Source organism: Roseovarius sp., assembly GCF_965277045.1.
Classification (GTDB): Bacteria; Pseudomonadota; Alphaproteobacteria; order Rhodobacterales; family Rhodobacteraceae; genus Roseovarius.
The window spans coordinates 1,332,452-1,354,632 of sequence record NZ_OZ255712.1 but is presented as its reverse complement, the minus strand read 5'-3'; the positions used below and the strand labels follow the sequence as shown (position 1 = coordinate 1,354,632).

21 protein-coding genes and 1 riboswitch are annotated in these 22,181 nt (G+C 65.2%); of the genes, 11 read left to right on the top strand and 10 right to left on the bottom strand.

Annotated features, from left to right (window positions below):
• Positions 1-24: 24 nt before the first annotated feature.
• The 5 genes from ACQY4V_RS06630 to ACQY4V_RS06610 all read left to right on the top strand — a co-directional run bounded on the left by ACQY4V_RS06630 (position 25) and on the right by ACQY4V_RS06610 (position 2,766).
• The gene (locus ACQY4V_RS06630; protein WP_428516070.1) at positions 25-513 is read left to right on the top strand and encodes an SspB family protein; all 489 of its coding nucleotides are present in this window, start codon (positions 25-27) and stop codon (positions 511-513) included.
• A gap of 89 nt (positions 514-602) precedes the next feature.
• Complete coding sequence (fumC, locus tag ACQY4V_RS06625) at positions 603-2,000, top strand: class II fumarate hydratase (protein WP_428516069.1); 1,398 nt, start codon at positions 603-605, stop codon at positions 1,998-2,000.
• Positions 1,997-2,176 carry a DUF4169 family protein gene (locus ACQY4V_RS06620; RefSeq protein ID WP_428516068.1) on the top strand — a complete coding sequence of 60 codons (180 nt, stop codon included), beginning with the start codon at positions 1,997-1,999 and terminating at the stop codon, positions 2,174-2,176. The genes fumC and ACQY4V_RS06620 overlap by 4 nt, the downstream gene beginning before the upstream one ends.
• Positions 2,173-2,391, top strand: coding sequence for a ribbon-helix-helix domain-containing protein (locus ACQY4V_RS06615; RefSeq protein WP_222450096.1), 219 nt, complete (start codon positions 2,173-2,175; stop codon positions 2,389-2,391). Before ACQY4V_RS06620 ends, ACQY4V_RS06615 begins: the two co-directional genes overlap by 4 nt.
• A 144-nt stretch (positions 2,392-2,535) precedes the next feature.
• A complete protein-coding gene (locus ACQY4V_RS06610; RefSeq protein WP_428516067.1) occupies positions 2,536-2,766 on the top strand; it encodes an N-(5'-phosphoribosyl)anthranilate isomerase in 231 nt (76 codons plus the stop codon).
• 63 nt (positions 2,767-2,829) lie between these two features.
• On the opposite strand, the gene ACQY4V_RS06605 is transcribed toward ACQY4V_RS06610, so the two are convergent.
• The 3 genes from ACQY4V_RS06605 to ACQY4V_RS06595 form a co-directional block, all read right to left on the bottom strand.
• On the bottom strand, positions 2,830-4,197 hold the full coding sequence (locus tag ACQY4V_RS06605) for a cytochrome P450 (RefSeq protein ID WP_428516066.1): 1,368 nt from the start codon (positions 4,195-4,197) through the stop codon (positions 2,830-2,832).
• Entirely contained in the window at positions 4,194-5,402 is a 1,209-nt protein-coding gene (locus ACQY4V_RS06600) for a hypothetical protein (protein ID WP_428516065.1), read from the bottom strand. Before ACQY4V_RS06600 ends, ACQY4V_RS06605 begins: the two co-directional genes overlap by 4 nt.
• Before the next feature lie 166 nt (positions 5,403-5,568).
• Positions 5,569-6,321: a cytochrome c biogenesis CcdA family protein gene (locus tag ACQY4V_RS06595; protein ID WP_428516064.1), complete on the bottom strand. Its 753-nt coding sequence runs from the start codon at positions 6,319-6,321 to the stop codon at positions 5,569-5,571.
• A gap of 104 nt (positions 6,322-6,425) precedes the next feature.
• Here ACQY4V_RS06595 and ACQY4V_RS06590 point away from each other — a divergent pair, with 104 nt between their 5' ends.
• The 3 genes from ACQY4V_RS06590 to thiC all read left to right on the top strand — a co-directional run bounded on the left by ACQY4V_RS06590 (position 6,426) and on the right by thiC (position 9,309).
• Positions 6,426-6,653: a sulfurtransferase TusA family protein gene (locus ACQY4V_RS06590; protein ID WP_222450091.1), complete on the top strand. Its 228-nt coding sequence runs from the start codon at positions 6,426-6,428 to the stop codon at positions 6,651-6,653.
• 197 nt (positions 6,654-6,850) lie between these two features.
• The gene (locus ACQY4V_RS06585) at positions 6,851-7,216 is read left to right on the top strand and encodes a phasin family protein (RefSeq protein ID WP_428516063.1); all 366 of its coding nucleotides are present in this window, start codon (positions 6,851-6,853) and stop codon (positions 7,214-7,216) included.
• A 64-nt stretch (positions 7,217-7,280) separates the two neighbouring features.
• Positions 7,281-7,402: riboswitch (TPP riboswitch) on the top strand.
• A gap of 107 nt (positions 7,403-7,509) precedes the next feature.
• Entirely contained in the window at positions 7,510-9,309 is a 1,800-nt protein-coding gene (gene thiC / locus ACQY4V_RS06580) for a phosphomethylpyrimidine synthase ThiC (protein WP_428516062.1), read from the top strand.
• A gap of 248 nt (positions 9,310-9,557) precedes the next feature.
• Here the strand turns inward: thiC and ACQY4V_RS06575 are convergent, their stop codons facing one another.
• The 7 genes from ACQY4V_RS06575 to purC form a co-directional block, all read right to left on the bottom strand.
• A complete protein-coding gene (locus tag ACQY4V_RS06575; protein WP_428516061.1) occupies positions 9,558-12,314 on the bottom strand; it encodes an Rne/Rng family ribonuclease in 2,757 nt (918 codons plus the stop codon).
• Between the two features lie 469 nt (positions 12,315-12,783).
• Entirely contained in the window at positions 12,784-13,539 is a 756-nt protein-coding gene (locus tag ACQY4V_RS06570; protein ID WP_428516060.1) for an SDR family NAD(P)-dependent oxidoreductase, read from the bottom strand.
• A 63-nt stretch (positions 13,540-13,602) separates the two neighbouring features.
• Positions 13,603-14,937 carry a sigma-54-dependent transcriptional regulator gene (locus ACQY4V_RS06565; protein ID WP_428516059.1) on the bottom strand — a complete coding sequence of 445 codons (1,335 nt, stop codon included), beginning with the start codon at positions 14,935-14,937 and terminating at the stop codon, positions 13,603-13,605.
• Positions 14,938-14,943: 6 nt separating this feature from the next.
• Entirely contained in the window at positions 14,944-16,719 is a 1,776-nt protein-coding gene (locus ACQY4V_RS06560; protein WP_428516058.1) for a sensor histidine kinase, read from the bottom strand.
• Between the two features lie 78 nt (positions 16,720-16,797).
• The gene (gene purQ / locus ACQY4V_RS06555) at positions 16,798-17,466 is read right to left on the bottom strand and encodes a phosphoribosylformylglycinamidine synthase subunit PurQ (RefSeq protein WP_428516057.1); all 669 of its coding nucleotides are present in this window, start codon (positions 17,464-17,466) and stop codon (positions 16,798-16,800) included.
• Positions 17,466-17,705, bottom strand: a complete 240-nt coding sequence (purS, locus tag ACQY4V_RS06550) for a phosphoribosylformylglycinamidine synthase subunit PurS (RefSeq protein WP_428516056.1) — start codon at positions 17,703-17,705, stop codon at positions 17,466-17,468. Before purS ends, purQ begins: the two co-directional genes overlap by 1 nt.
• A gap of 14 nt (positions 17,706-17,719) precedes the next feature.
• The gene (gene purC, locus ACQY4V_RS06545; RefSeq protein WP_057796750.1) at positions 17,720-18,481 is read right to left on the bottom strand and encodes a phosphoribosylaminoimidazolesuccinocarboxamide synthase; all 762 of its coding nucleotides are present in this window, start codon (positions 18,479-18,481) and stop codon (positions 17,720-17,722) included.
• A 159-nt stretch (positions 18,482-18,640) separates the two neighbouring features.
• Between purC and ACQY4V_RS06540 the strand changes: the two genes are divergently transcribed.
• The 3 genes from ACQY4V_RS06540 (at position 18,641) to bmt (ending at position 22,086) form a co-directional block, all read left to right on the top strand.
• Positions 18,641-18,955, top strand: a complete 315-nt coding sequence (locus ACQY4V_RS06540; RefSeq protein WP_057796751.1) for a DUF1476 domain-containing protein — start codon at positions 18,641-18,643, stop codon at positions 18,953-18,955.
• A gap of 162 nt (positions 18,956-19,117) precedes the next feature.
• A complete protein-coding gene (locus tag ACQY4V_RS06535; protein WP_428516055.1) occupies positions 19,118-21,031 on the top strand; it encodes a phosphatidylglycerol lysyltransferase domain-containing protein in 1,914 nt (637 codons plus the stop codon).
• Positions 21,032-21,063: 32 nt separating this feature from the next.
• A complete protein-coding gene (gene bmt / locus ACQY4V_RS06530) occupies positions 21,064-22,086 on the top strand; it encodes a betaine--homocysteine S-methyltransferase (protein ID WP_428516054.1) in 1,023 nt (340 codons plus the stop codon).
• Positions 22,087-22,181 lie beyond the last annotated feature (95 nt).

Genomic DNA, 22,181 nt, shown 5'->3' with positions numbered 1-22,181 from the left:
GGTGCAAGAGGTTCGGGGACCAAGATGCCGCATTCGATTGATTATGGAAAACTGATGCATCGCGCCATGCGCGGCCTGATCCAGGAGGTGCTGTGCAGCGTGCGGGACAATGGACTGCCCGGCGCGCATCATTTCTTCATCACCTTCGAGACGACCCATCCCGACGCAGAACTCGCCGACTGGCTTCGCGAACGCTATCCCAGCGAGATGACCGTGGTGATGCAGCACTGGTTCGACGATCTGGACGTCACCGACGAAGGGTTCACCGTCACACTCAATTTCGGCGACAGCCCCGAGACGTTGTATATCCCCTATGACGCGATTCAGACCTTTGTCGATCCGTCGGTCGAATTCGGGCTTCGGTTCGAGTCTCAGGAAGACGACGAAGAAGATGAGGAGAACGACGACAGTGCCGGCGAACTGGACGAAGCCGATAGTGTCGAGGTCGACGAAGACGACGTCGCCAAGCCTCGGGACGCCGAGGTCGTGAGTCTCGACAGCTTCCGCAAGTGACATGCGGACAGGGTAATTCATAAGACACGGCGTTGATCTTTCCGCTTGGTCCGGTATGAAATCCAAAAGCAGTTCCAGGAGACGCCGACATGACCTCTACCCGTACAGAATCCGACAGTTTCGGCCCGCTGGAAGTCCCTGCGGAAAAATACTGGGGGGCCCAGACGCAGCGTTCGTTGATGAACTTTCCCATCGGCTGGGAGAAACAGCCAGTCGCCATCGTGCGCGCGCTCGGCGTGATCAAGAAGGCGTGCGCCATGGCAAACAAGGAGGCGGGCGTTTTAGACGCCAAGCTGGCAGACGCAATCATCGAAGCGGCGGGCGAAGTCGTCGAGGGTAAGCTGGACGACCATTTCCCCCTCGTGGTCTGGCAGACGGGTTCGGGCACGCAATCGAACATGAACGCCAACGAGGTCATCGCCAACCGCGCGATCGAGATCCTCGGCGGCACCATCGGCAGCAAGGATCCCGTTCACCCCAACGATCACTGCAACATGGGGCAATCCTCGAACGACACCTTTCCGACCGCGATGCATATTGCCACGGCCATGTCGGTGCGTGATGTCCTGCTGCCGGGGTTGGAGAAACTCGCCGCAGGGTTGGAGAAAAAATCTAGCGAATTCAAGGATATCATCAAGATCGGCCGCACCCATACGCAGGATGCGACGCCGCTGACCCTGGGCCAGGAATTCTCGGGCTACGCCCACCAGGTCCGTCAGGGAATCGCGCGGATCGAGACCGGTCTTCCGGGCATTTACGAGTTGGCCCAGGGGGGCACGGCCGTGGGCACGGGCCTCAACACCCGTAAGGGCTGGGGCGAGACGGTGGCGGCGAACATGGCCGAGATCACCAGCCTGCCCTTCGTCACCGCGCCCAACAAATTCGAGGCGCTGGCGGCCCATGACGCGATGGTTTTCCTGTCCGGCGCAATCGCGACCGTGGCGGGCAGCTGTTACAAGATTGCCAATGATATCAGGTTCTTGGGCAGTGGCCCGCGCTCTGGCCTGGGCGAGTTGATCCTGCCCGAGAACGAACCCGGCTCGTCGATCATGCCGGGCAAGGTGAACCCGACGCAGGCCGAGGCACTGACGCAGGTCGCGGCGCACGTGATGGGCAACGATGCCGCGATCAAGTTCGCAGGCAGCCAAGGGCATTTCGAGCTCAATGTCTACAACCCGATGATGTCGTATAACCTGTTGCAATCCATACAGCTTTTGGGTGACGCGGCGGACAGCTTCACCGAGCGGATGCTGCTGGGAATCGAGGCCAACGAGCCCCGGATCGAGAAGCTGATGAAGGAAAGCCTGATGCTGGTGACGGCGCTGGCGCCGACCATCGGCTATGACAATGCCACCAAGGTCGCCAAGACAGCGCACAAGAACGGTACCACCTTGAAAGAAGAGGCAATTTCGCTGGGGTTCGTGGACGAAAAGACCTTTGACGAAGTGGTGCGGCCCGAAGACATGATCGGCCCGAAAGACGCATGAGCGAGGTCGTCAATCTCAACCGCGTTCGGAAGGCGAAGAATCGCGTGAAAAAGCGAGCGCAAGCTGGTGAAAACGCAGTGAAATTCGGTCGGACCAAGGTCGATCGAGAGGTTGACGAGGCAAGAGCGAAAAAGGCGCGGGACGCGCTGCGGCAGCATCGCCTGGACGACGAGTGAGCCGGCCGGTCAAACGGTCGCTGACCCTGCGCGGGCATCGCACCAGCGTGTCCCTGGAAGATGATTTCTGGAAGGCTTTCAAAGAGATAGCCGCCGAAGAAGATGTGCCGGTAAACCTGCTGGCCGCCCGGATCGACGCGGCGCGGGGCGTGGAGATGGGGCTGGCGTCGGCGATCCGGCTCTACGTTCTGCGGCATTACCGGGAAAAAGGTTAACGGATTCGGTAGCGCCGAATCCCACGTCGGTATCGCGTCGGTATCCGAGTGGTAATGCGGCGGTGCCGTTGTCATTCGACGGCCCGATTGACACACCGCACGGGCTTTACCCGTTCTTAACCCTGATCGCGTCACCTTGGGACCATGTCAGAGCTTCGTCTTTTGTTGCCCGCGGACCTTTGGATGCGCAAGATCTTCGACGCGAAAGCGGCGCGGGCTGGCGGCGTTGTCCGACGCAGCGTGAGGGACATCGAGCGGATCGTGGGGCGTGAGCGGTTCCGGTGCGAGATAACGCGACGGGGCTATCATGCGGTCGAGAACGCCGGACAGGTCGTGATCTTTTGCAACAACGAGCGTGTCTCGGTTTGGTGTTGACGGCCAAAAGCTTTGAGAAAGCTTTTGGCAAATCTTTTCTGAAAAGATTTGCCCTTAATCGCTTTAGTCCCGGAGCGTGACCTTGAGCCAGATGCCGTCCTTGCCGCGGACGGTCAGGTGCGCCACCGGCATGGCGGGGCGCTCGGGCACCAGATCGAAGCGGTAGGCCCCCACGAGCATGGACAACAGGAGCGGCCCCTCGATCATCGCGAATCCGGCCCCGGTGCAGACCCGCTGGCCGGCGGAGAACGGCATGAAGGCATTGCGCAAACAGCTCTTGCCGTTCTCGGTGCCAAAGCGGGCCGGGTCGAAATCGTCGGGGCGCTCCCAGAGGCGCTCGTGGCGGTGCTGGTGCCACGGGCTGAGGACGATCTGGCTGCCTTTGCTGACCTGCCGGTCGCGGAAGGTTTCAGGACAGGCGGCCTCCCGCACCATCATCGGGACGGGCGGATAAAGGCGCAGGGTCTCGCGGAAGACGTCGCGCGAGACGCGCAGCTTGCCCATGTCGGAAAAGGGCATGGTGCCATCCGTCAGCACGCCTCGTGCCTCGGCCGCCAGGCGGTCCTGCCAGTCGGGATGCATGGCCAGCAGGTAGAGCGCCCAGGCAAGGGCCGAGGCGGAGGTTTCATGCCCCGCGAGAAAGAAGATCGCCACCTGGTCGACCATCTCGGGCGTGTCGAAGCGGTCGCCCGTCTCGGGGTCGGTCGTGGTCATGATCTTGGTGGCAAGATCGTCCGGCGCGGTCCCGGCGGCGATCTCGTCCATCCGGCGGGTGGTCAGCCGGGTGATGAGGTCACGGATAGTGCGGGCGGTGGCCTTGGTTTTGCCCCGGTGAAAGCGCGGGAACCAGCGCGGCAACGGCAGGAAGGCGGCGAGGTTCAGCATGGGCTGGGTGCGCTGATGCTCGCGGAACTCGTTGAAGACGCGGGTGGCAATTTCATCCTCGATCGGGATCGAGAAGAGCGTGCGGAAGATCACGTCGGCGGCGACGTGGCTTGTCTCGGCCTCGATCTCTACGGGTTGGCCGGTGGCGTGCCCGGCCAGGCGGGTGACGGCGCCCTGCCCCGCGGCGAGCATGGCGGGGAAGGTGTCGCGCAGGCGTCCGCCCTCGAAGGCCGGGTCGATGATGCGGCGCTGGCGTTTCCAGGTCGCGCCATTGGTGACGAAGACGGAATTGCCCAAGAGCGGTGTGAGGCCTTCGCGCACCCGGTCGGATTTGGGGAAATCGTCGGGGCGATGCTTGAGCACCAGGTCGACAAGCGCAGGTTCGTTGCAGAGGTAGGAGCGGAAGAACGGCGTGCGGAATTCGGCCATCCAGGCGCGGTAGAGCCGTGCGGGCTGCGCCGAGAGGATATCGGCCCGGAAAAGCCGCATGTAGCGCCAGAGCGAGACGCGGCCCTCGCGGGCCGGGGGCTTTGGCGGTTGGCTCATGCGGCCATGCTCGTGAAGCGGGAGGTGGCGCGGGTGATGCGGCTGGGGGATGGCTGGCGGTTGGCGTAGCGTTGGCCGAGAGTTTGAGGCCCGGCGGTGATCTGGAAATAGTCATAGTCGCCGGGGCGATCGAAGGCGCAGAGATACTGGAAATGCAGGCGGAAGAAGCGCCAGCGCAGGGCCTTCCACCGTTCCGGGCTGAGGGTTTGGGTGAAGGCCGCCGACAGGATCAGCGGCCAGCGCTGGTTATCGGGGGCAACGCCCGAGACACCCACGGGATCGCACAGCGCGAAGGCGCAGCCGTCCCCGGGCGCGGTGACGTCGACCCAGGTGAGCTCATCGGAGGAGGAGAGGTAATGAAGGTCCGCGCGCAGACGGTCGGCGTTCCTGAGGAACGAGACCATGGGGACGACCTGGCCCAGCGTGAGGAAAGAGAGCGTCGGGCCGTCCTGCGGCACGCGACCCTGGCGGATCAGGTCGGCAAGGATGGACACGCCCAGATGCGCGCCGGAAGAGTGGCCGACCACCAGCACCTCGTCCACATCCGTGGTGAGTGCTTCGGCAATCTCGTCGGTGAACTGGGCCATGCGCGCCTCCAGCTCGGGCGGGTTGGCGCCCTTGGATTGGGCCGAATAGGCGTAGTCGTGCATGAGGTAGTAGGCGAAGAGCTTGTTGTCGCGGGCCTTGAACCAGTGGAGCACGGGCGGGACCACGGCGAGGCCCGCCCAGGCCGCGTAGGGGTGCAGAAGCGCCAGCAGGCGGCCCAGGGCGTAGGCCAGCGCGAGGGCGAGAGCCAGTTGCACGATCAGGAACCCCACCGGGTAGAGCGCGGCGATGACCGGCCCCTTCCGCAGGCGCATGAGCCGAAAGAGCGCGCCGGAGCCGATATAGGTCCAGGCGGTGCGGATGAGTTGCAGGTAGGTGCCCGCGATGTCGCGCTCCATGCTGTCGCGGACGATGTCGGACCAGACCAGAACGTCGAACTCGGTATGGATGTCGTGTCCGTCGATCTGCGCGTCGACCTGCCAGCCGTAGCGGCCTTGGGATTTGCGGGCGGAAAGATCCAGCGCATAGCCTGAGAGGCCCGCCTGTTCCGCGCCCTCCTTGCGGTAGAGCTCGCGGTAGCGGCGCGGGTGGATGGGATCGTATCCCGGGATGTAGAACACCCGGCGGCGGGTGACGTGGGCTTGGGTGGGGCTGCTCATGCCAGACCTGTCTTGGCCTCTTCTTTGGCAAGAGGTTAATCGAAGTCTTGGGCAAGAGTAAGGCTGTTGTGCGACAGTGGATCCCGGACCCGATCCGGGATCTCATGCCGCAGAGTATCTGGGCGAAGTCCCGGGTCGGGCCCGGGACGGGGGCGGACAGACGCCTTTAGCCCACCATGGCCAGCGCCGGGAACATCTCGAGCAGCCAGTAGGAGAAGGCGGCGAACCCGCCGGTCAGCATCAGAAGGCCGATGGTCCAGAGCAGCAGGCCCATGATCCGCTCGATCTGCTCCATGTGGCGCTTCATCCAGGCCATGAGGCCGGAAAGGCGCGGCAGGAAGGCGGCCACGAGCAGGAACGGGATGCCGAGGCCCGCGGCGTAGACCGCGAGCAGGAGCGTGCCGCGGGTGACTGAGGCCTCGGAGGCGGCGAGCGACAGGATCGCGCCCAGCTGCGGGCCGATGCAGGGGGTCCAGCCGAAAGCGAAGGCGAGGCCGAGGATATAGGCACCGAAACTGGTGCCGCCCTTGTCGCCCACGTCGAGCCGGGCCTCGCGGTCCATGATGGCGATGCGGAAGATGCCGAGGAAATGCAGGCCGAAGATCATCACGATGATGCCTGCGGCCGTGTTGAAGTAATCCTGGTACTGCAGGAACGCCCGGCCAAAGGCGGAGGCCGCGAAGCCGAGGAAAAGGAACACGGTCGACAGGCCCAGCACGAAGAAGAGCGCGGGCAGGATCGCCTTGTTCCGCGTGGCGCGAGCGGCTTGCAGGTCGGTGACGGTGACCCCGCTCATGTAGGCGAGGTAGGGCGGCACGATGGGCAGCACGCAGGGGCTGAGAAACGAAAAGACGCCGGCCACCAGCGCGATGGCCATGGCGGGGATCAGGGTGGCGTCTATGAGATCGATTCCGAACATGGACCCCATGTATTGCAAAACGAAGGAGGCGTCACGCGACGCGGGGTCACGGGGCGGTCACATCTCGGTGGACAGGCTGTAACGGTTGGATTACCTCCCACGCCATGAGTGAGACCGAGATCATCGACGCCGTGGGGCTCTTGTGCCCCCTGCCCGTGCTGAAGCTGCGCAAGCGGATGAAGCCGCTGGGCACCGGCGACGTGATCGTGCTGCGGGCGGATGATCCGGCGGCCGTGATCGACGTGCCGCATTTCTGCGCCGAGGCGGGGCATGAGCTGATCGAGACGGTCGAGGACGGGGCGGTGACGCTTTACCGGGTGCGCAAGGGCTGAAGCGCGCGGGGGGTGCGACAACGGCGCGGCGTCCGCCGGGCCGGTTGCACTGTACCTCGGGCCGGCTACGTCATATAATTGTTACAGTTCCGAATGGCGCAACGCGCGTGTTTCGGTGTGGTGTGCCAGATCGGACGACGTTCCCGCAAAGACCGCGCCACCGCGGACTTTGCCGAAGCTCGGAAGGAGTGGCGCAAATGGCAAAATCGACGAAGAAACCCACCGAAATCCCGGACGCGGCCGACCCGGCCCATGCCGGCATGGTCGCCGCGATGGCCGCGTTCAGCCCCGTGGCGACGACGGCGTGGTTCGACATGATGCAGGAAAGCATGCGCTTTGTGACCGAGCGGTTGGAGAAGGACCTGGAGGCGCAGCGCGCGATGCTGGCCTGCAGGACGCCGCAGGAGCTGATGCAGGTGCAGAGCGATTTCATGAAGAAGGCGTTCACGGACTACACCGAAGAGACGCGACGGATGATGGAGATGATGGGCATGGCGTTGAGGGTCGATATCAAGGACACCGCCCCGACAACCCGGCGCAATTACGACGACGTGCCGGTCTGATCCGAAACCCGCCGCAGCTTTTTCCGAATATCCGTTGAAATCACGGCGACGCTTCGCTAGCCTCACGCTTACGCAGGGGGGTCCCGCCTAGGGGACTGAGAGGCTGACGAGGGCATATGCCCGGTGACGCGACCCTTTGAACCTGACCCAGTTGACACTGGCGTAGGAAGCTAGGATCGCATCCTCGGGCCCGCCCGGGTTGTCGTCCGAAGACGGGGCGCATCGCCCCCGCGTTTCCCCCAAGCCACGACTCATCTGGTGTCTTTTCGAGTAACCGCTTGAGGAGCGCCAAAATGAACGTACCCAATCCCAAGATCACCACGGGCGAGTTGCCCGCATCGCGCAAGATCTACGTGAACGGCACGCAATACCCGGATATCCGCGTGCCGATGCGCGAGATTTCCGTGCATCCCACGTCCGGCGAAGACCCCCTGCCCGTCTATGACAGTTCGGGGCCCTATACGGACCCGAATGTTCTGACGGATATCCAGCAAGGGCTGCCGAAGCTGCGCCGTGACTGGATCACCGCGCGTGGTGACGTGGAGGAATACGTCGGCCGCATGGTGAAGCCCGAGGACAATGGCTTTGTCGAGGGCGACCGGCTGACGCCGGAATTTCCCAACATCGCCGCGCCGCTGCGCGCAAAGGACGGCAAGGCGGTGACGCAACTGGCCTATGCGCGGGCGGGCATCGTGACCCCGGAGATGGAATTTATCGCGATCCGCGAGAACCAGATGCGCGAGGCGGTCACCGAGGGCCGTGACGGCAACGACTGGGGCGCCAGCATTCCCGATTACGTGACGCCGGAATTCGTGCGCGACGAGGTGGCGGCTGGCCGGGCGATCATCCCGGCCAACATCAACCACCCGGAAAGCGAGCCGATGATCATCGGGCGTAATTTCCTGGTGAAGATCAACGCCAACATGGGGACCTCCGCCGTCACCTCCTCGATGGAGGAAGAAGTGGACAAGCTGGTCTGGGCGATCCGCTGGGGCGCGGACACGGTGATGGACCTGTCCACCGGGCGCAACATCCACAACACGCGCGAATGGATCATTCGCAATTCCCCGGTGCCGATTGGCACGGTGCCGATCTACCAGGCGCTGGAAAAGGTGAACGGGATCGCCGAGGACCTGACCTGGGAGGTGTTCCGCGACACGCTGATCGAACAGGCGGAACAGGGCGTGGATTACTTCACCATCCATGCGGGCGTGCGCCTGCACATGGTGCCGATGACGGTGGATCGGGTGACGGGCATCGTGTCGCGCGGCGGGTCGATCATGGCCAAGTGGTGCCTGCATCATCACCGCGAGTCGTTCCTCTATGAGCACTTCGAGGAGATCTGCGATATCTGCCGCGCCTATGACGTGAGCTTTTCTTTGGGCGACGGGCTGCGGCCCGGCTCCATCGCGGATGCAAATGACACAGCGCAGTTTGCCGAGCTGGAGACCCTGGGGGAGTTGACCAAGATTGCCTGGACCAAGGATTGCCAGGTGATGATCGAGGGGCCGGGCCACGTGGCCATGCACAAGATCAAGGAGAACATGGACAAGCAACTGGAGTGCTGTCACGAGGCGCCGTTCTATACGCTTGGACCGCTCACCACGGATATCGCGCCGGGATACGACCACATCACCAGCGGGATCGGGGCGGCGATGATCGGGTGGTTCGGCTGCGCGATGCTGTGCTACGTGACGCCGAAGGAACACCTGGGCCTGCCCGACCGGGATGACGTGAAGACCGGCGTGATCACCTACAAGATCGCGGCCCATGCCGCCGACCTTGCCAAGGGCCTGCCGGGGGCGCAGCGGCGCGACGATGCGCTGAGCCGCGCGCGGTTCGAGTTCCGCTGGGAGGACCAGTTCAACCTGTCGCTGGACCCCGAGACGGCGCGCGAATTCCACGACCAGACCCTGCCCAAGGAGGCGCACAAGGTGGCGCATTTCTGTTCCATGTGCGGGCCGAAATTCTGCTCGATGCGGATCAGCCACGACATCCGCGCCGAGGCGCAGAAAGAAGGGATGGAGAAGATGGCCGCGAAGTTCCGCGAAGGCGGGGACCTGTACGTGCCGGTGGACGAGGCGGAGGAGTGACGGTTCGCCTCAGGCGGCCGTCATCCCGGACCTGATCCGGGATCTCTTCGCATGAAGATCCTCGGGTCGCGCCCGAGGATGACGGCGGCTGGTGGGCAAGTGGCATTCCGGACCTGATCCGGGAGCTCTGACCGATGATGTCCCGGGTCAAGCCCGGGACGGCGTGGGCAAGAGGTGAGCGTCGCACCATGTGCATCAAAAAAACGCCGGGGTCCTGCCCCGGCGTTTTTCGTTTTGGTCAGAGCAACTTAGCCGCCGAAAGACCACCAGCCCTTGCGCTTGGGCTTGTCGTCGTCCGCCGCTTGCGTGGCGGCCTCGCCCGTGTCCGCGGCTTCGGCGGCGACTGGCTCGGGCTTCTTGCGGGTCGAGGTCGAGCGCGTGCGCGGTTTCTTGGCAGGCTTGGCCTCGGCCTCCGGCTCCGGTGCGGGCGCCGGGTCCGGAGCCGCTTCGGCGGCTTCAGGGGCGGGTTCTGCCGCCGCTTCCGGTGCCGTCTCGGGCGCGGGCTCTTCCTTTTTCTTGCTGCGCGAGCGCGGCTTGGGCTTGGGCTTCTCCGCAGGTTTGTCCTCTGGCGCGGCCTCGGCACTCTCTGCCGGGGCGTCGTCCTGCGCGGCCTCTTCCTTGGGTGCGTCGTCGGTCTTTTTCTTGCGCGACCGGCTCACGCGCTTGGGCTTTTCGTCTTTCGGGGCCTCGTCGGGAGCCTCTTCGGACGTGGCCGCGACAGGCTCGGCCTCGGACGGTGTGTCGTCCGTCTGCGGCGCGTCCTGGCGCTCGGACTGGTCGTTGTCCGACGCGTCGTTGTTGTCGCGGGTTTCGCCGTTCTGCCCGTTCTCGCCATTGCCCGACTTGGAGCGCGAGCGCGACCGGCGGCGGCGCCGTCGCTTTTTCTTGGGCTGGCCGTCGCCGCCGTCGTTGCGCCCGTCGTTGCCCTCGGTCTCGGGCGCGGGAGGCGCCTCGGCGGGATCGGGCGTCTCGGCCTCCTCGGCGGCGTCGATATCGTCCATCAGCGAGCTGTCGACGGACACCACAGCCGCGGCGGTCTGCTTGACGTTGCGGGTGGCGGTCTTGAATTTCTCGAGCGAGAAATCGGGGCTGACCAGCGCCGGATCGCCCTCGATCCGCACCGACAGGCCATAGCGGCCCTCGATCTGGGCCACGTGCTCGCGCTTCTGGTTCATCAGGAAGTTGGCGATGCCCACGGGGCATTTCACCAGCACCTCGCGGGAGCGGCCACGAGTGCCCTCCTCCTCGATCTGGCGCAGGATGCTGAGCGACATGTTGTCGTCCGAGCGGATCAGGCCGGTGCCGTGGCAGGCGGGGCACGGCTGGGTCGTGGCCTCGATCATGCCGGGGCGCAGGCGCTGGCGGCTCATCTCCATCAGACCGAAGCCCGAGATGCGACCCACCTGGATGCGCGCGCGGTCGGTTTTCAGCCGATCCTTCATGCGCTTTTCGACGGAGGCGTTGTTTTTGCGCTCGTCCATGTCGATGAAGTCGATCACGATCAGCCCGGCAAGGTCGCGCAGGCGCAGCTGGCGGGCGACCTCGTCGGCGGCCTCGAGGTTGGTCTTGAGCGCGGTTTCCTCGATCGAGCCTTCCTTGGTGGCGCGACCTGAGTTGACGTCGATGGCGACCAGCGCTTCGGTCACGCCGATGACGATGTAGCCGCCCGACTTGAGCTGCACCGTGGGGTTGAACATGCCCGCGAGGTAGCTCTCGACCTGGTAGCGGGCGAAGAGCGGCAGGGTGTCGCCATACTGTTTCACGTTCTTGGCGTGGGACGGCATGATCATCTTCATGAAGTCCTTGGCGATGCGGTAACCGCGTTCGCCTTCCACGTGAACCTCGTCGATATCGCGATTGTAGAGGTCGCGGATCGAGCGTTTGATCAGGTCGCCCTCTTCGTAGATCTTGGCGGGCGCGATGGATTTCAGCGTCAGCTCGCGGATCTGTTCCCACAGGCGTTGCAGGTATTCGTAGTCGCGCTTGATCTCGGACTTGGTGCGCTTGGCGCCGGCGGTGCGCACGATAAGACCCGCGCCCTTGGGCACGTCGATCTCGTTCGCGATCTCTTTCAGCTTCTTGCGGTCCGTGGCGTTGGTGATCTTGCGGGAGATGCCGCCGCCACGGGCGGTGTTGGGCATCAGGACGCAGTAGCGGCCCGCGAGAGAAAGATAGGTGGTGAGCGCCGCGCCCTTGTTGCCGCGTTCTTCCTTGACGACCTGCACCAGCAGGATCTGGCGGACCTTGATGACCTCCTGGATCTTGTAGCGGCGCGGGCGCGGTTTGCGCGGCGGGCGGATATCCTCGTGGTCGTCGTCATCGGCGACGGATTCGATCGTCTCGTCCTTGGAAGAGGCGTCGGAGCGCTTGTTCTCGTCGTGATCATGGTCATGACCGTGGTCGTGGTCGCCGCGGTCCTCGTCGCCGTTGTCCTCGTCGGCGCCCTCGTCCGTCTCCGGCGTCGCGGCCTCGGCGTCGTCGTCGCTGTCGTCGCTGGCTTCCTCGACCGGAGTTTCGGCCACGGTTTCCATGGGCGACAGGCCCTCGTCGTCGTCCGCCCCCGCATCATCGAGGTCGATCGTCTCCATTCCCTCGATGTCGGACTTGGCGACCGCGTCGCCGTTGTCGGCCTCGGTCGCCTTGGACGACCGCCGCCGGCGGCTGCGCTTGGGCTTGGGTTTTTCGTCTTCCTCGTCGCGCGACCTCATCGCCTCGGCGTAGGCGCGTTCCTCTTCCAGGAGCGCCTCGCGGTCGGCCACGGGGATCTGGTAGTAATCGGGGTGAATCTCGGAAAAGGCGAGGAAACCGTGCCGGTTGCCGCCGTAATCGACGAAGGCCGCCTGAAGCGACGGTTCGACCCGTGTGACCTTTGCGAGGTAGATGTTGCCAGCTAGCTGGCGCTTGTTCTCCGATTCAAAGTCGAATTCCTCGACCTTGTTTCCGTCGACCACCACAACGCGGGTTTCCTCCGCGTGGGTGGCATCGATAAGCATTTTCTTAGCCATGTATGTCCGTTGCATGACGAAGGCCGCCGCGCCCCGGGGGGTGCGAGCGTGCGTTGGTCATGTCTTTTTCGAGCGATATGCGACGCGCGGCAGGCCCGACCTGATCGGGTCTTGCTGTGGAACATCGATGTTCTCGCGCGCGTCATCGCGGTTCTTCTCCAGGGCTGCGGGACCTCGGCCCCTGCCCCCGTTCATGTGCCGCATCATCCCTTGGAATGTGCCGGCGTCTCGTGGTCCCTGAGGGACCCAATCGGTTGCCTCACCACCCGTCGCAGGGTTTGAAGCAGCGAAACTCGGAATTGATCCACAGGGTGGATCGTCATTCCTAAATAAGGGTTTCGTGCGGTAAAAGACAATGGGTAATCTTGCGCCGGCCGCAAATCGCGGGCCGGCGCCGATACACGTTTAGCGAGACTGCACGGCGAAGCGGCATCCCCGCGCCGGTTGCAAGGCGCGGGCGCCGCAGGTGTCAGGCCGAGAAGTTCGGTTGGCCGTTCGACGCCGACAGGCCGCCATCCACCGGCAGCACCACGCCGTTGACGAAGACCGCGTCGGCAGAGGCCAGGAACGCGATGACGCTGGCCACCTCCTCTGGCTTGGCGCCGCGCCCCATGGGAATGCGGTCGGTGAAGCGGTCCAGAAGTGCTTCGTCCTCGCGGATGCCCTTGGACATGTCGGTTTCGGTCATCGACGGGGCCACGGCATTGACGCGGATGTCCGGCGCAAGGTCCAGCGCCATGGCGCGGGTCATGTTGCTGACCGCGCCCTTGGAGGCGTTGTAGCCGAACATCTGCCAGTCGCCGCCCAGGCCCGACACCGAGGACGTGTTGACGATGCAGGCGCCGTCGGCCTCTTTCAGATGCGGCAGGGCGGCGGTGACGCAGTTGAACAAGCCGCCCACATTGATGCGCATCTGGGCGTCGAAATCCTCGTGGCTGAGCTCTCCCGGCGCGCCGCCGCGGGCGATGCCGGCGTTGTTCAACAGGCAGGTCAGGCCGCCGAACGTGTCGACCGCCGCCTCGACCAGCCGGGCGGCATCGTCAGGCTCCGACACGTCGCCGGGTGCGATGTGCGTGTGACGCTCGGGCAGGTCCTTGGCGACGTCTTCCAGCTTGTCCCGGGTGCGCCCGTTGAGGACGACGTTCCAGCCGTCCTCGGCAAAGCGGCGGGCGGTGGCGGCGCCGATGCCGGAGCCGGCCCCGGTGATGATGACGGTGCGGGTCATGCTGCTCTCTCCTCTTGTGTGTTGCAGGAGAAACGCATGGCCGCGGGCCGGGTTCCGGCCGGACTAGAGGTAGTCCGACCGTTGCAGGCCGTATTTCGCCATCTTCTCGTTCAGGGTGCGGCGCGGCAGGCAAAGCTCGTCCATGACGGAGGCGATGGAGCCCTTGTGGCGGCGCATGGTGTTGTCGATCAGCATGCGCTCGAACGCCTCGACATATTCCTTGAGCGGCTTGCCTTCGGTGGTCATCACCGGCTGCATGTCCTGGTGGTCGGACATCAGGAGCGAGGCGATGGTGCCCGAGCCCCGGCGCGATTGCAGGACGGCGCGTTCGGCGATGTTGATCAGCTGGCGGACGTTGCCCGGCCAGGGCGCTTGCAGCAGTTGTGCGGCTTCCTGCGCGGAGACCTGCGGCGCCTCGCAGCCGTAATCGTCGGCGAAGGCGTCGGAGAAGCGGGTGAAGAGGGTCAGGATATCCTCGCCCCGCTGGCGCAGGGGCGGCACGGTGATGCGCAGCGCGCCGAGGCGGTAGAAGAGATCCGAGCGCAGGGCGTCCTCGCAGGTGCGGTCCTGTTCCTGCATATTGGAGATGGCCACCACGCGGGTTTCGGGCGGCGTGCCTTCCTCGTTGACGAAGGTCAGCAGCTTGGCCTGCGCGGCCTCGCTGAGTTTCTCGATATCCTCCAGCACCAGCGTGCCGCCGCGAGCCTCTTCCACCGCAGGCAGGCGGGTGTCCTCGGGCTGCATCGGGCCGAAGAGGCGCTTCATCAGGGCGTCTTCCTCCAGCCCCGAGCAGGAGATCAGGACGAATTTTTTGCCCGCGCGCGCGCCCACGGCGTGCAGGGCGTGTGCCACGAGGGTCTTGCCGGTGCCGGTCTCGCCCTCGATCAGGACATGGCCGTCGGCTTGGCCGAGGTCGAGGATGTCTTCCTTGAGGCGTTCCATCACCGGCGAGGCGCCGATCAGTTTCTTCATCAGCTGGCCGCCATCGGACAGTTCGCGGCGCAGCGCGCGGCTGTCCAGCACCATGCGGCGGGCGTTGGTGGCGCGCTTGGCCAGCTCGTTCATCCGGTCGGGGTTGAACGGCTTTTCCAGAAAATCGTAGGCGCCCACGCGCATCGCCTCGACCGCCATGGGCACGTCGCCGTGGCCGGTGATCATGATGACGGGCAGCGAGCTGTCGGTGCCCATGAGCTTTTTCAGGAACTGCATCCCGTCCATGCCGGGCATCTTGATGTCGGTGACGACGATGCCGGGATAATCGGGCCCAAGGACCTTGAGCGCCTCCTCGGCGGAGGGGAATGCCTCGGTGTCGTACCCCGAAAGCGCCAGCCATTGGCTGATCGATTGGCGCATGTCCTTTTCGTCGTCGATGATGGCGATCTTCATGGCGGTCGGCATATCCTTCTACTCCGCTGCTCTGGTCTCATCGGGCTGAGAGTCTTCACTTAATATGGGCAGCTGCATTTCGAATACAGCCCCACCGATCGTGGCATTGCGTGCCGTGAGCCGGCCGCCAAGGTCGTTGACGATGCCCGAGGAAATGGCAAGCCCCAAGCCGACACCGTCGCCGGGCTCCTTGGTGGTGTAGAACGGCTCGAACAGGTTCTCGATATCGGCGATGCCCGAGCCGTTGTCGCGCACGGTCAGCACGGCGGTCTCGCCCGCGGCCAGCAGCACGTCGATGCGCGGCTCGGAGGCGTTCTGGGTGGCGTCCATGGCGTTGCGCAGCAGGTTGATGATGACCTGCTCGATGCGCACCCGGTCGCCCATGACCCAGACCGGGTCTTCGGGCAGGGTCCGGGTGATGTCGACCTTGCGTTCACGCAGTTGCGGCTCCATCAGGGCCAGAGCGGAATAGATCGCATCGCCCATGTTTACAGGCTGAAACTGGTTCGCGTCGCGCCGGGCGTAGGATTTCAGCTGCTTGGTGATTGCGCCCATCCGCTCGATCAGGTCGTCGATGCGCTGGAACGAACTGACGGCCTCGTCGGGGCGGTTGCGCGACAGCAGAAGGCGGGCGCCGGCGAGGTAGGTCTTCATCGCCGCCAGGGGCTGGTTCAGCTCGTGGGAAACGGCCGCCGACATCTCGCCCAGCACGGCGAGTTTCGAGCTTTGCTGGAGGGTCTGTTCGGCTACCGCAAGGTTCTCCTGCACCCGTTGGCGTTCGGCGATTTCCCGCTGCAGCCGTGCGTTCAATGCGCGAAGCTCCGCCGACTCGCGCTGGAAGAGCGAGGCGCGCGCCGCCGTCTTGCGGTTGAGAAAGTAGAAGGCGAGCGCCAGAAGGATGGCGAAGACCATGATTTCGAGCGCCAGGACACCGTTCACCTTGTCCCGGACCGAGGCATAGGTGGTGAACGAGGCGATGCGCCAGCCCCGGAAGGCCACCCTGCCCTCGACCCGCATCACCGCCTCGCCCTCGACATAGGCGTCGGGCGGCAGGCTGGACCAGTCGGTGGTGGCCTGGATGGCGCGGAAGATCGCGGAACTGGGCGGCTCGCGGGTGAGTGCGGCTTCTTCGGTCAGGCCGCGCCAGCGCGGCTCGGTCGCCAGGATGATGCGGCCTTGCGAGTCGGTGACCAGCACGGCGTCGGAAATGCCCGCCCAGGCGCGTTCGAACTTTTGCAGGTTGATCTCGACCACGATCATGCCCGCGAGCGTTTGGTTGCTGTCGACGCGGCGCGAATAGAAGAAGCGGAAGGCGCCGGTTTCGTCCTGCACGATGGTGAAGATGTTGTCGCGGCTGCGCAGGGTGTCGACGAAGTAAGGCGCGTCGCGCGCGGATTGCCCGATGCGGGCGCGGTCGGTGGCGGCCACCACCCGGCCGTCGGCATCCAGAAGCGTCAGCGAGGCGGCCTCAATCTCTTCGTTGAAGGTGATAAGGCGTTGGGACGATTGCGTGAAATTGCCCGCGTCAAGCGCGCTGATGAGCGCGGGGTCGCGCGCCAGCAGCTGCGGCACGATGGCGTTCTGGCGCAGCTCGGACAGAAGGTTGCCGGAGTAGAGCGCCAGGCGCAGCTCGGCCCGGTTGCGGGTGTTTTCGGTAAAGCGGTCTGTCAGCAGGCTGTTGGTGACGGCGACCACCCCGATGGCGAGCGCCACCAGCGTCAACAGCGCCAGACGCGCCCGCCAGCCCAGCGTGCGCCCGTTCCTGTCCTCGCTTGAAAAGAAGCCCGTGGCCATGCCTCAGATTACGCTGTCGCCAAGGCCGGAACAAGGGCGGTCGATGGCGCCTTTGGCAGGTTGCCGCCGGCGCGGCGCTCAGGCCGTTTCGAGGCTGCCGACAAGGCCGGAAAAGAGCGTCGCGCCCTCGGTGTTGCCGTGGGTTTCCTCGGCCATCCGCTCGGGGTGCGGCATCATCCCGAGCACGCGGCGGTTTTCCGACAGGATGCCGGCGATGTCCTGCTGCGAGCCGTTGGGGTTTTCGACGTAACGGAAAGCGACGCGATCCTCGTCGTTGAGCCGCGCGAGCGTGTCGTCATCGGCGTAGTAATTTCCGTCGTGATGCGCGATGGGAATGGTGATCGTGGTGCCCGCGTTATAGCCGGATGTGTAAGCGGAATTCGAGGTTTCCACTTTCAGATCAAGGGCTTTGCAGACATACTTGAGGCCCGAATTGCGCAGAAGGACCCCCGGCAGCAGGCCGGTTTCGGTCAGCACCTGGAAGCCGTTGCAGATGCCCAGGACGTAACCGCCCTTGTCCGCGTGCGCTTTCACGGACTGGCAGATCGGCGAGTTCGCCGCAATCGCGCCGCAGCGCAGGTAGTCGCCGAAGGAAAAGCCGCCCGGCACGCCGATCACGTCGACCCCTGCGGGCATCTCGGTGTCCTTGTGCCAGACCATCGAGACCTTGGCGCCCGCGTTCTCGAACGCGACCTTCATGTCACGGTCGCAGTTGGAGCCGGGAAAGACGATGACGGCGGCGTGCATCAGGCGATCTCCACCGAATAGGATTCGATCACGGTGTTCGCCAACAGCTTTTCGCACATGGCGGTCACGGTCTCTTTCGCCTTGGAGGGATCGGTCTCGGTCAGGTCCAGCTCGATGATCTTGCCCTGGCGCACACCCTCGACCCCGTCGAAGCCCAGCGAGCCGAGCGCATGGCGGACGGCCTCGCCCTGCGGGTCGAGAACTCCGTTTTTCAGCATGACGTGTACGCGGGCTTTCATGTGGTCGGGGTCCTTCAGTTGATCAGCGTCGGTTTGGTCACGGGCGGGTTGGTCTTGGGCATGACGCCCAGCCGCTTGGCCACTTCGGTATAGGCATCGGTGAGGCTGCCCAGATCGCGCCGAAACACGTCCTTGTCGAGTTTCTGGCCGGTTTCGATATCCCACAGGCGGCAGCTGTCGGGCGAGATCTCGTCCGCCACGATCAGGCGCATGAAATCGCCGTCATAGACGCGGCCGATCTCGATCTTGAAATCGACCAGCTTGATGCCGACGCCGTACATGACCCCGGCGAGGAAATCGTTCACGCGCAGGGCGAGCGACAGGATATCGTCCATGTCCTGCTGGGTCGCCCAGCCGAAGGCGGCGATATGTTCCTCGGTCACGAGCGGATCGCCCAAAGCGTCGTCCTTCAGGCAGTATTCCACGATCGGACGGGGCAGCTGCGTGCCCTCGTCCATGCCCAGCCGCTTGGCCATCGACCCGGCGGCATAGTTGCGCACGATCACTTCCAGCGGGATGATCTCGCAGGCGCGGACCAGCTGTTCGCGCATGTTGATCCGCTTCATGAAGTGGTTGGGGATGCCGACATTGGTGAGGCCGGTCATGAAGTATTCCGAGAGCATGTTGTTCAGCACGCCCTTGCCTTCGATCACATCGCGTTTTTCCGCGTTGAAGGCGGTGGCGTCGTCCTTGAAATACTGCACGATCGTGCCCGGTTCGGGGCCTTCGAACAGGGTTTTGGCCTTGCCTTCGTAGATTTTCTTGCGCCGCGCCATGGGCTCTCTTTCATCTGGGGCCGCGACGAGGGACTCGCGGCATCTGGCGTTCTCATAGTCTATGCGGCGAAATGGGGCAAGGCGGCCTTATGCCCTTGCGTCTTTGTGGCCGTGCGGCCATATCTGGGAGGACTGAAATACCTGCCCGGGGAGAGCCTGATGAGCACCTTCGACGATCGTGAAAACGCGTTTGAGAACAAGTATGCCCACGACGAGGAAATGAAATTCAAGGCCGAGGCACGGCGCAACAAGCTGTTGGGCCTGTGGGCTGCGGAAATCCTGGGCAAAACCGGCTCGGATGCGGATGCCTACGCGAAAGAGGTCGTCCTGTCCGATTTCGAGGAAGCCGGGCACGAGGACGTGGTGCGCAAGGTCGCGGGCGACCTGGGCGACATGGCCGATGCCGACACGATCCGTTCGAAGATGGACGAACTGCTGCGCGTGGCGCAGGAACAGCTGATGAAGGAAACCTGACGGCGCGTGGGTTTTCACCCACCCTACGCGGGCGACGGCCGGGCCGCAAAGGTCCGGCGAGGCCCGGCGCGGTTCGGGATTTGCATTCAATTTGATACGTTAAACCGCCGGTAACGCCGTGGCCTTACCCTGTGCCGACATGGGCCAGGGAAGGATTTGATCATGGCATCACGGGGGCTGCACGTCGCGCTGCCCGGCGCCGGAGGCTGGGTGCGGGTTGCCGCGCCTTTCGGCCTGGGCGCGATCTGCATCTGGCTTCTTGCGGGCCAGGTCGAGGACGGCGCCTTCGCCGGGTTGGGGGCCGTGATGGCGCAGCTGTCGGCCTGGCAGTGGCTCGGGGCCCTGCTGGCCACCGCCGCGAGTTTTGCCGCGCTGGGCCAGTATGACGTGATATTGCACCGGCACCTGCGAACGGATCTTCCCTCGGCACAGGCACGGATCAGCGGCGCCGCCGCGATTGCCATCGGTCAGACCGTGGGCCTGGGCGTGATTTCGGGCGCGCTGGTGCGCTGGCGCCTGCTGCCCGGGCTGAGCCTGGTTCAGGCGACGAAGCTGGCCACCGGCGTCGCGGTGACGTTCCTGATCGGGCTCTGCTTTGCGCTGGGGCTGGCCGCGCTTTTCGCGCCTCGGGGGCTCTTTCCAACCGCCCTGCCCGCCCTGCTGCTTTTGTTGTTCAGTGTCAGCGGGGTACTGGTCTTTCTTCACCCGCGTATCCGGCTGAAGGCGCTGACCCTGCGGATGCCCAGCCTGTGCGCGCTGGGGGCAATCGCCGGGTTGACGCTGATCGACACGCTGAGTGCGGCGCTGGCGCTGTGGTGCCTGATGCCGGACGGCATGGCGGTTTCGTTCGCGGCGCTGCTGCCGATCTACATGATCGCGCTCGGCGCGGCGCTCCTGAGCGGCACGCCCGGCGGGCTGGGGCCGTTCGAACTGGTGCTGGTGGCGCTCTTGCCGCAGGTTCCGGACACCGAGCTGCTCAGTGCCATCGTCGCGTTCCGGCTGGTTTATTACGCGTTGCCGGCGGTGCTGGCGGGGGCGCTGCTGATGCGGCCGCTGCCGGCCGGACTCCGGCCCGGCACGATACGCCGCCCGTTGAGTGAGGCCGACCTGAGCGGGCCGTGCATGGCCGAGGCGGGCCTGTGCCGCCAGAGCGGTGCGGAAATCGTGGCGCTCGGCACGGTGCGGCTGCCGGTGATCCGCCCGGGCCAGACGCTTTGCCTGCTGTTCGGTCCGCTTGCCGCCCCGGGGGCCGCCGGATTGCGCAACGTGCTGACCCTTTTGCAACGCCATGCCGGACAGGAATCGCTCGTCCCCCTGGTCTACAAGGCCGATGCGAGGCTGGCTGCCACGGCACGGTGGCTGGGGTGGCGGGCGCTGCACGTCGCCGACGACATGGTGTTGCACCCGGCCGGGTTCCGCCCCGAAGGCCGCGCCTATCGACAGCTGCGCCGAAAGCTTCGTCAGGCCGACCAGGCCGGGGTGAGCGTGGCGCGCGGCGCCCGCCTGCCTTGGGCCGCGATGCGCGAGACGGATGCGGCGTGGCAAGCGCGCCAAGGCACGGCCCGCGGCATGACGATGGGCCGCTTCTGCCCGGTCTACCTGAGCCACCAGGCGGTGTTCATCGCGCGCCGGAACGGTCGCGTCATCGGCTTTGCCAGCTTCCATACCGGACGGCGCGACTGGTGCCTGGACCTGATGCGCACAGGCGACGATGCGCCCGAGGGCACCATGCATGCGCTGGTCACCGCCGGTATCGCCGCCGCACACGAGGCCGGCGTCGCTCAGCTGTCGCTGGCGGCCCTGCCCCCGCAAAACGGCCACGTGGCGCGCCTGGCCGCGCGGCTCGCGCCTTCGGCGGGGCTGGCGCAGTTCAAGGCCAGCTTCGGCGCGATCCGCGTGCCGCGCTACGCCCTTGCCCGCAGCCATGCGGGCCTGTGGCTGGGCCTGCTGGACCTCTGGCTGGCGATACGGCGGCCCGCGTCCCGCTCGGACCAGGCCGTGACGTCGATGGCCGATGGTATCCCGGCTCAGGATGATGATGAGGATTTTGGGTTTGCGCAGGCAAGGAATGTGTGAGATTCCCTGCCGGACACCACAAAGGGCTGCGCATGACCAACGCATTGAGCAAGATGATCGCCGAGCGGGACTGGATCCTTGCTGACGGGGCAACGGGCACCAATCTTTTCAACATGGGGCTCGGCTCGGGCGACGCGCCGGAGATGTGGAATGTCGAGCATCCGGACCGTATCACCCGGCTTTACTCCGAGGCGGTGGACGCTGGCAGTGACCTCTTCCTGACCAACTCCTTTGGCGGCAACGCCGCCCGCCTGAAGCTGCACGGCGCCGAAAAACGCGCCCGCGAGTTGAGCCGCATCTCCGCCGAAATCGGCCGCGACGTGGCCGACAGGCGAGACCGTCCGGTGATCGTGGCAGGCTCGGTCGGCCCCACCGGCGAGATCATGGCGCCGATGGGCAAGCTGACCCACGAGCTTGCGGTGGAGATCTTTCACGAACAGGCCGACGGCCTGAAGGAAGGCGGCGCCGACGTGCTGTGGCTGGAGACCATCAGCGCCCCGGAAGAATACAAGGCCGCGGCGGAAGCGTTCCGGCTGGCCGACATGCCGTGGTGCGGCACGATGAGCTTCGACACCGCGGGCCGCACGATGATGGGGCTGACCTCGGCCGACATGGCGACGATGGTCGAAAAGCTGGACCACAAGCCGCTGGCCTTCGGGGCCAATTGCGGCGTGGGCGCATCGGACCTGATGCGCACGGTGCTGGGGTTCGTGGCCCAGGGCACAGAGCGCCCGATCGTGGCCAAGGGCAACGCGGGCATCCCGAAATACGTGGACGGGCATATTCATTATGACGGCACGCCGGAGCTGATGGCGGAATACGCGGTGCTGGCCCGCGACGCCGGCGCGACCATCATCGGCGGCTGCTGCGGCACGATGCCCGAGCACCTGTCGAAGATGCGCGAGGCGCTGGAGACGCGCCCGCGCGGCGCGCGCCCGACGCTGGAACAGATCACCGAGGCGCTAGGGGCTTTTTCGTCCGACGTGGACGGCACCGAAGAGGACAGCAGCGACACGCCCCGCCCGGCGCGGCGCAACCGGCGGCGGCGCGGGTAATCGGCGGCGCGGTTTCGGGCCGGAGCTTCCCGGGCGTAGGGTGGGTGAAAACCCACGCCTGTCGGCGATCAAGTCCCGCGCCTGTGGCCTTGAGG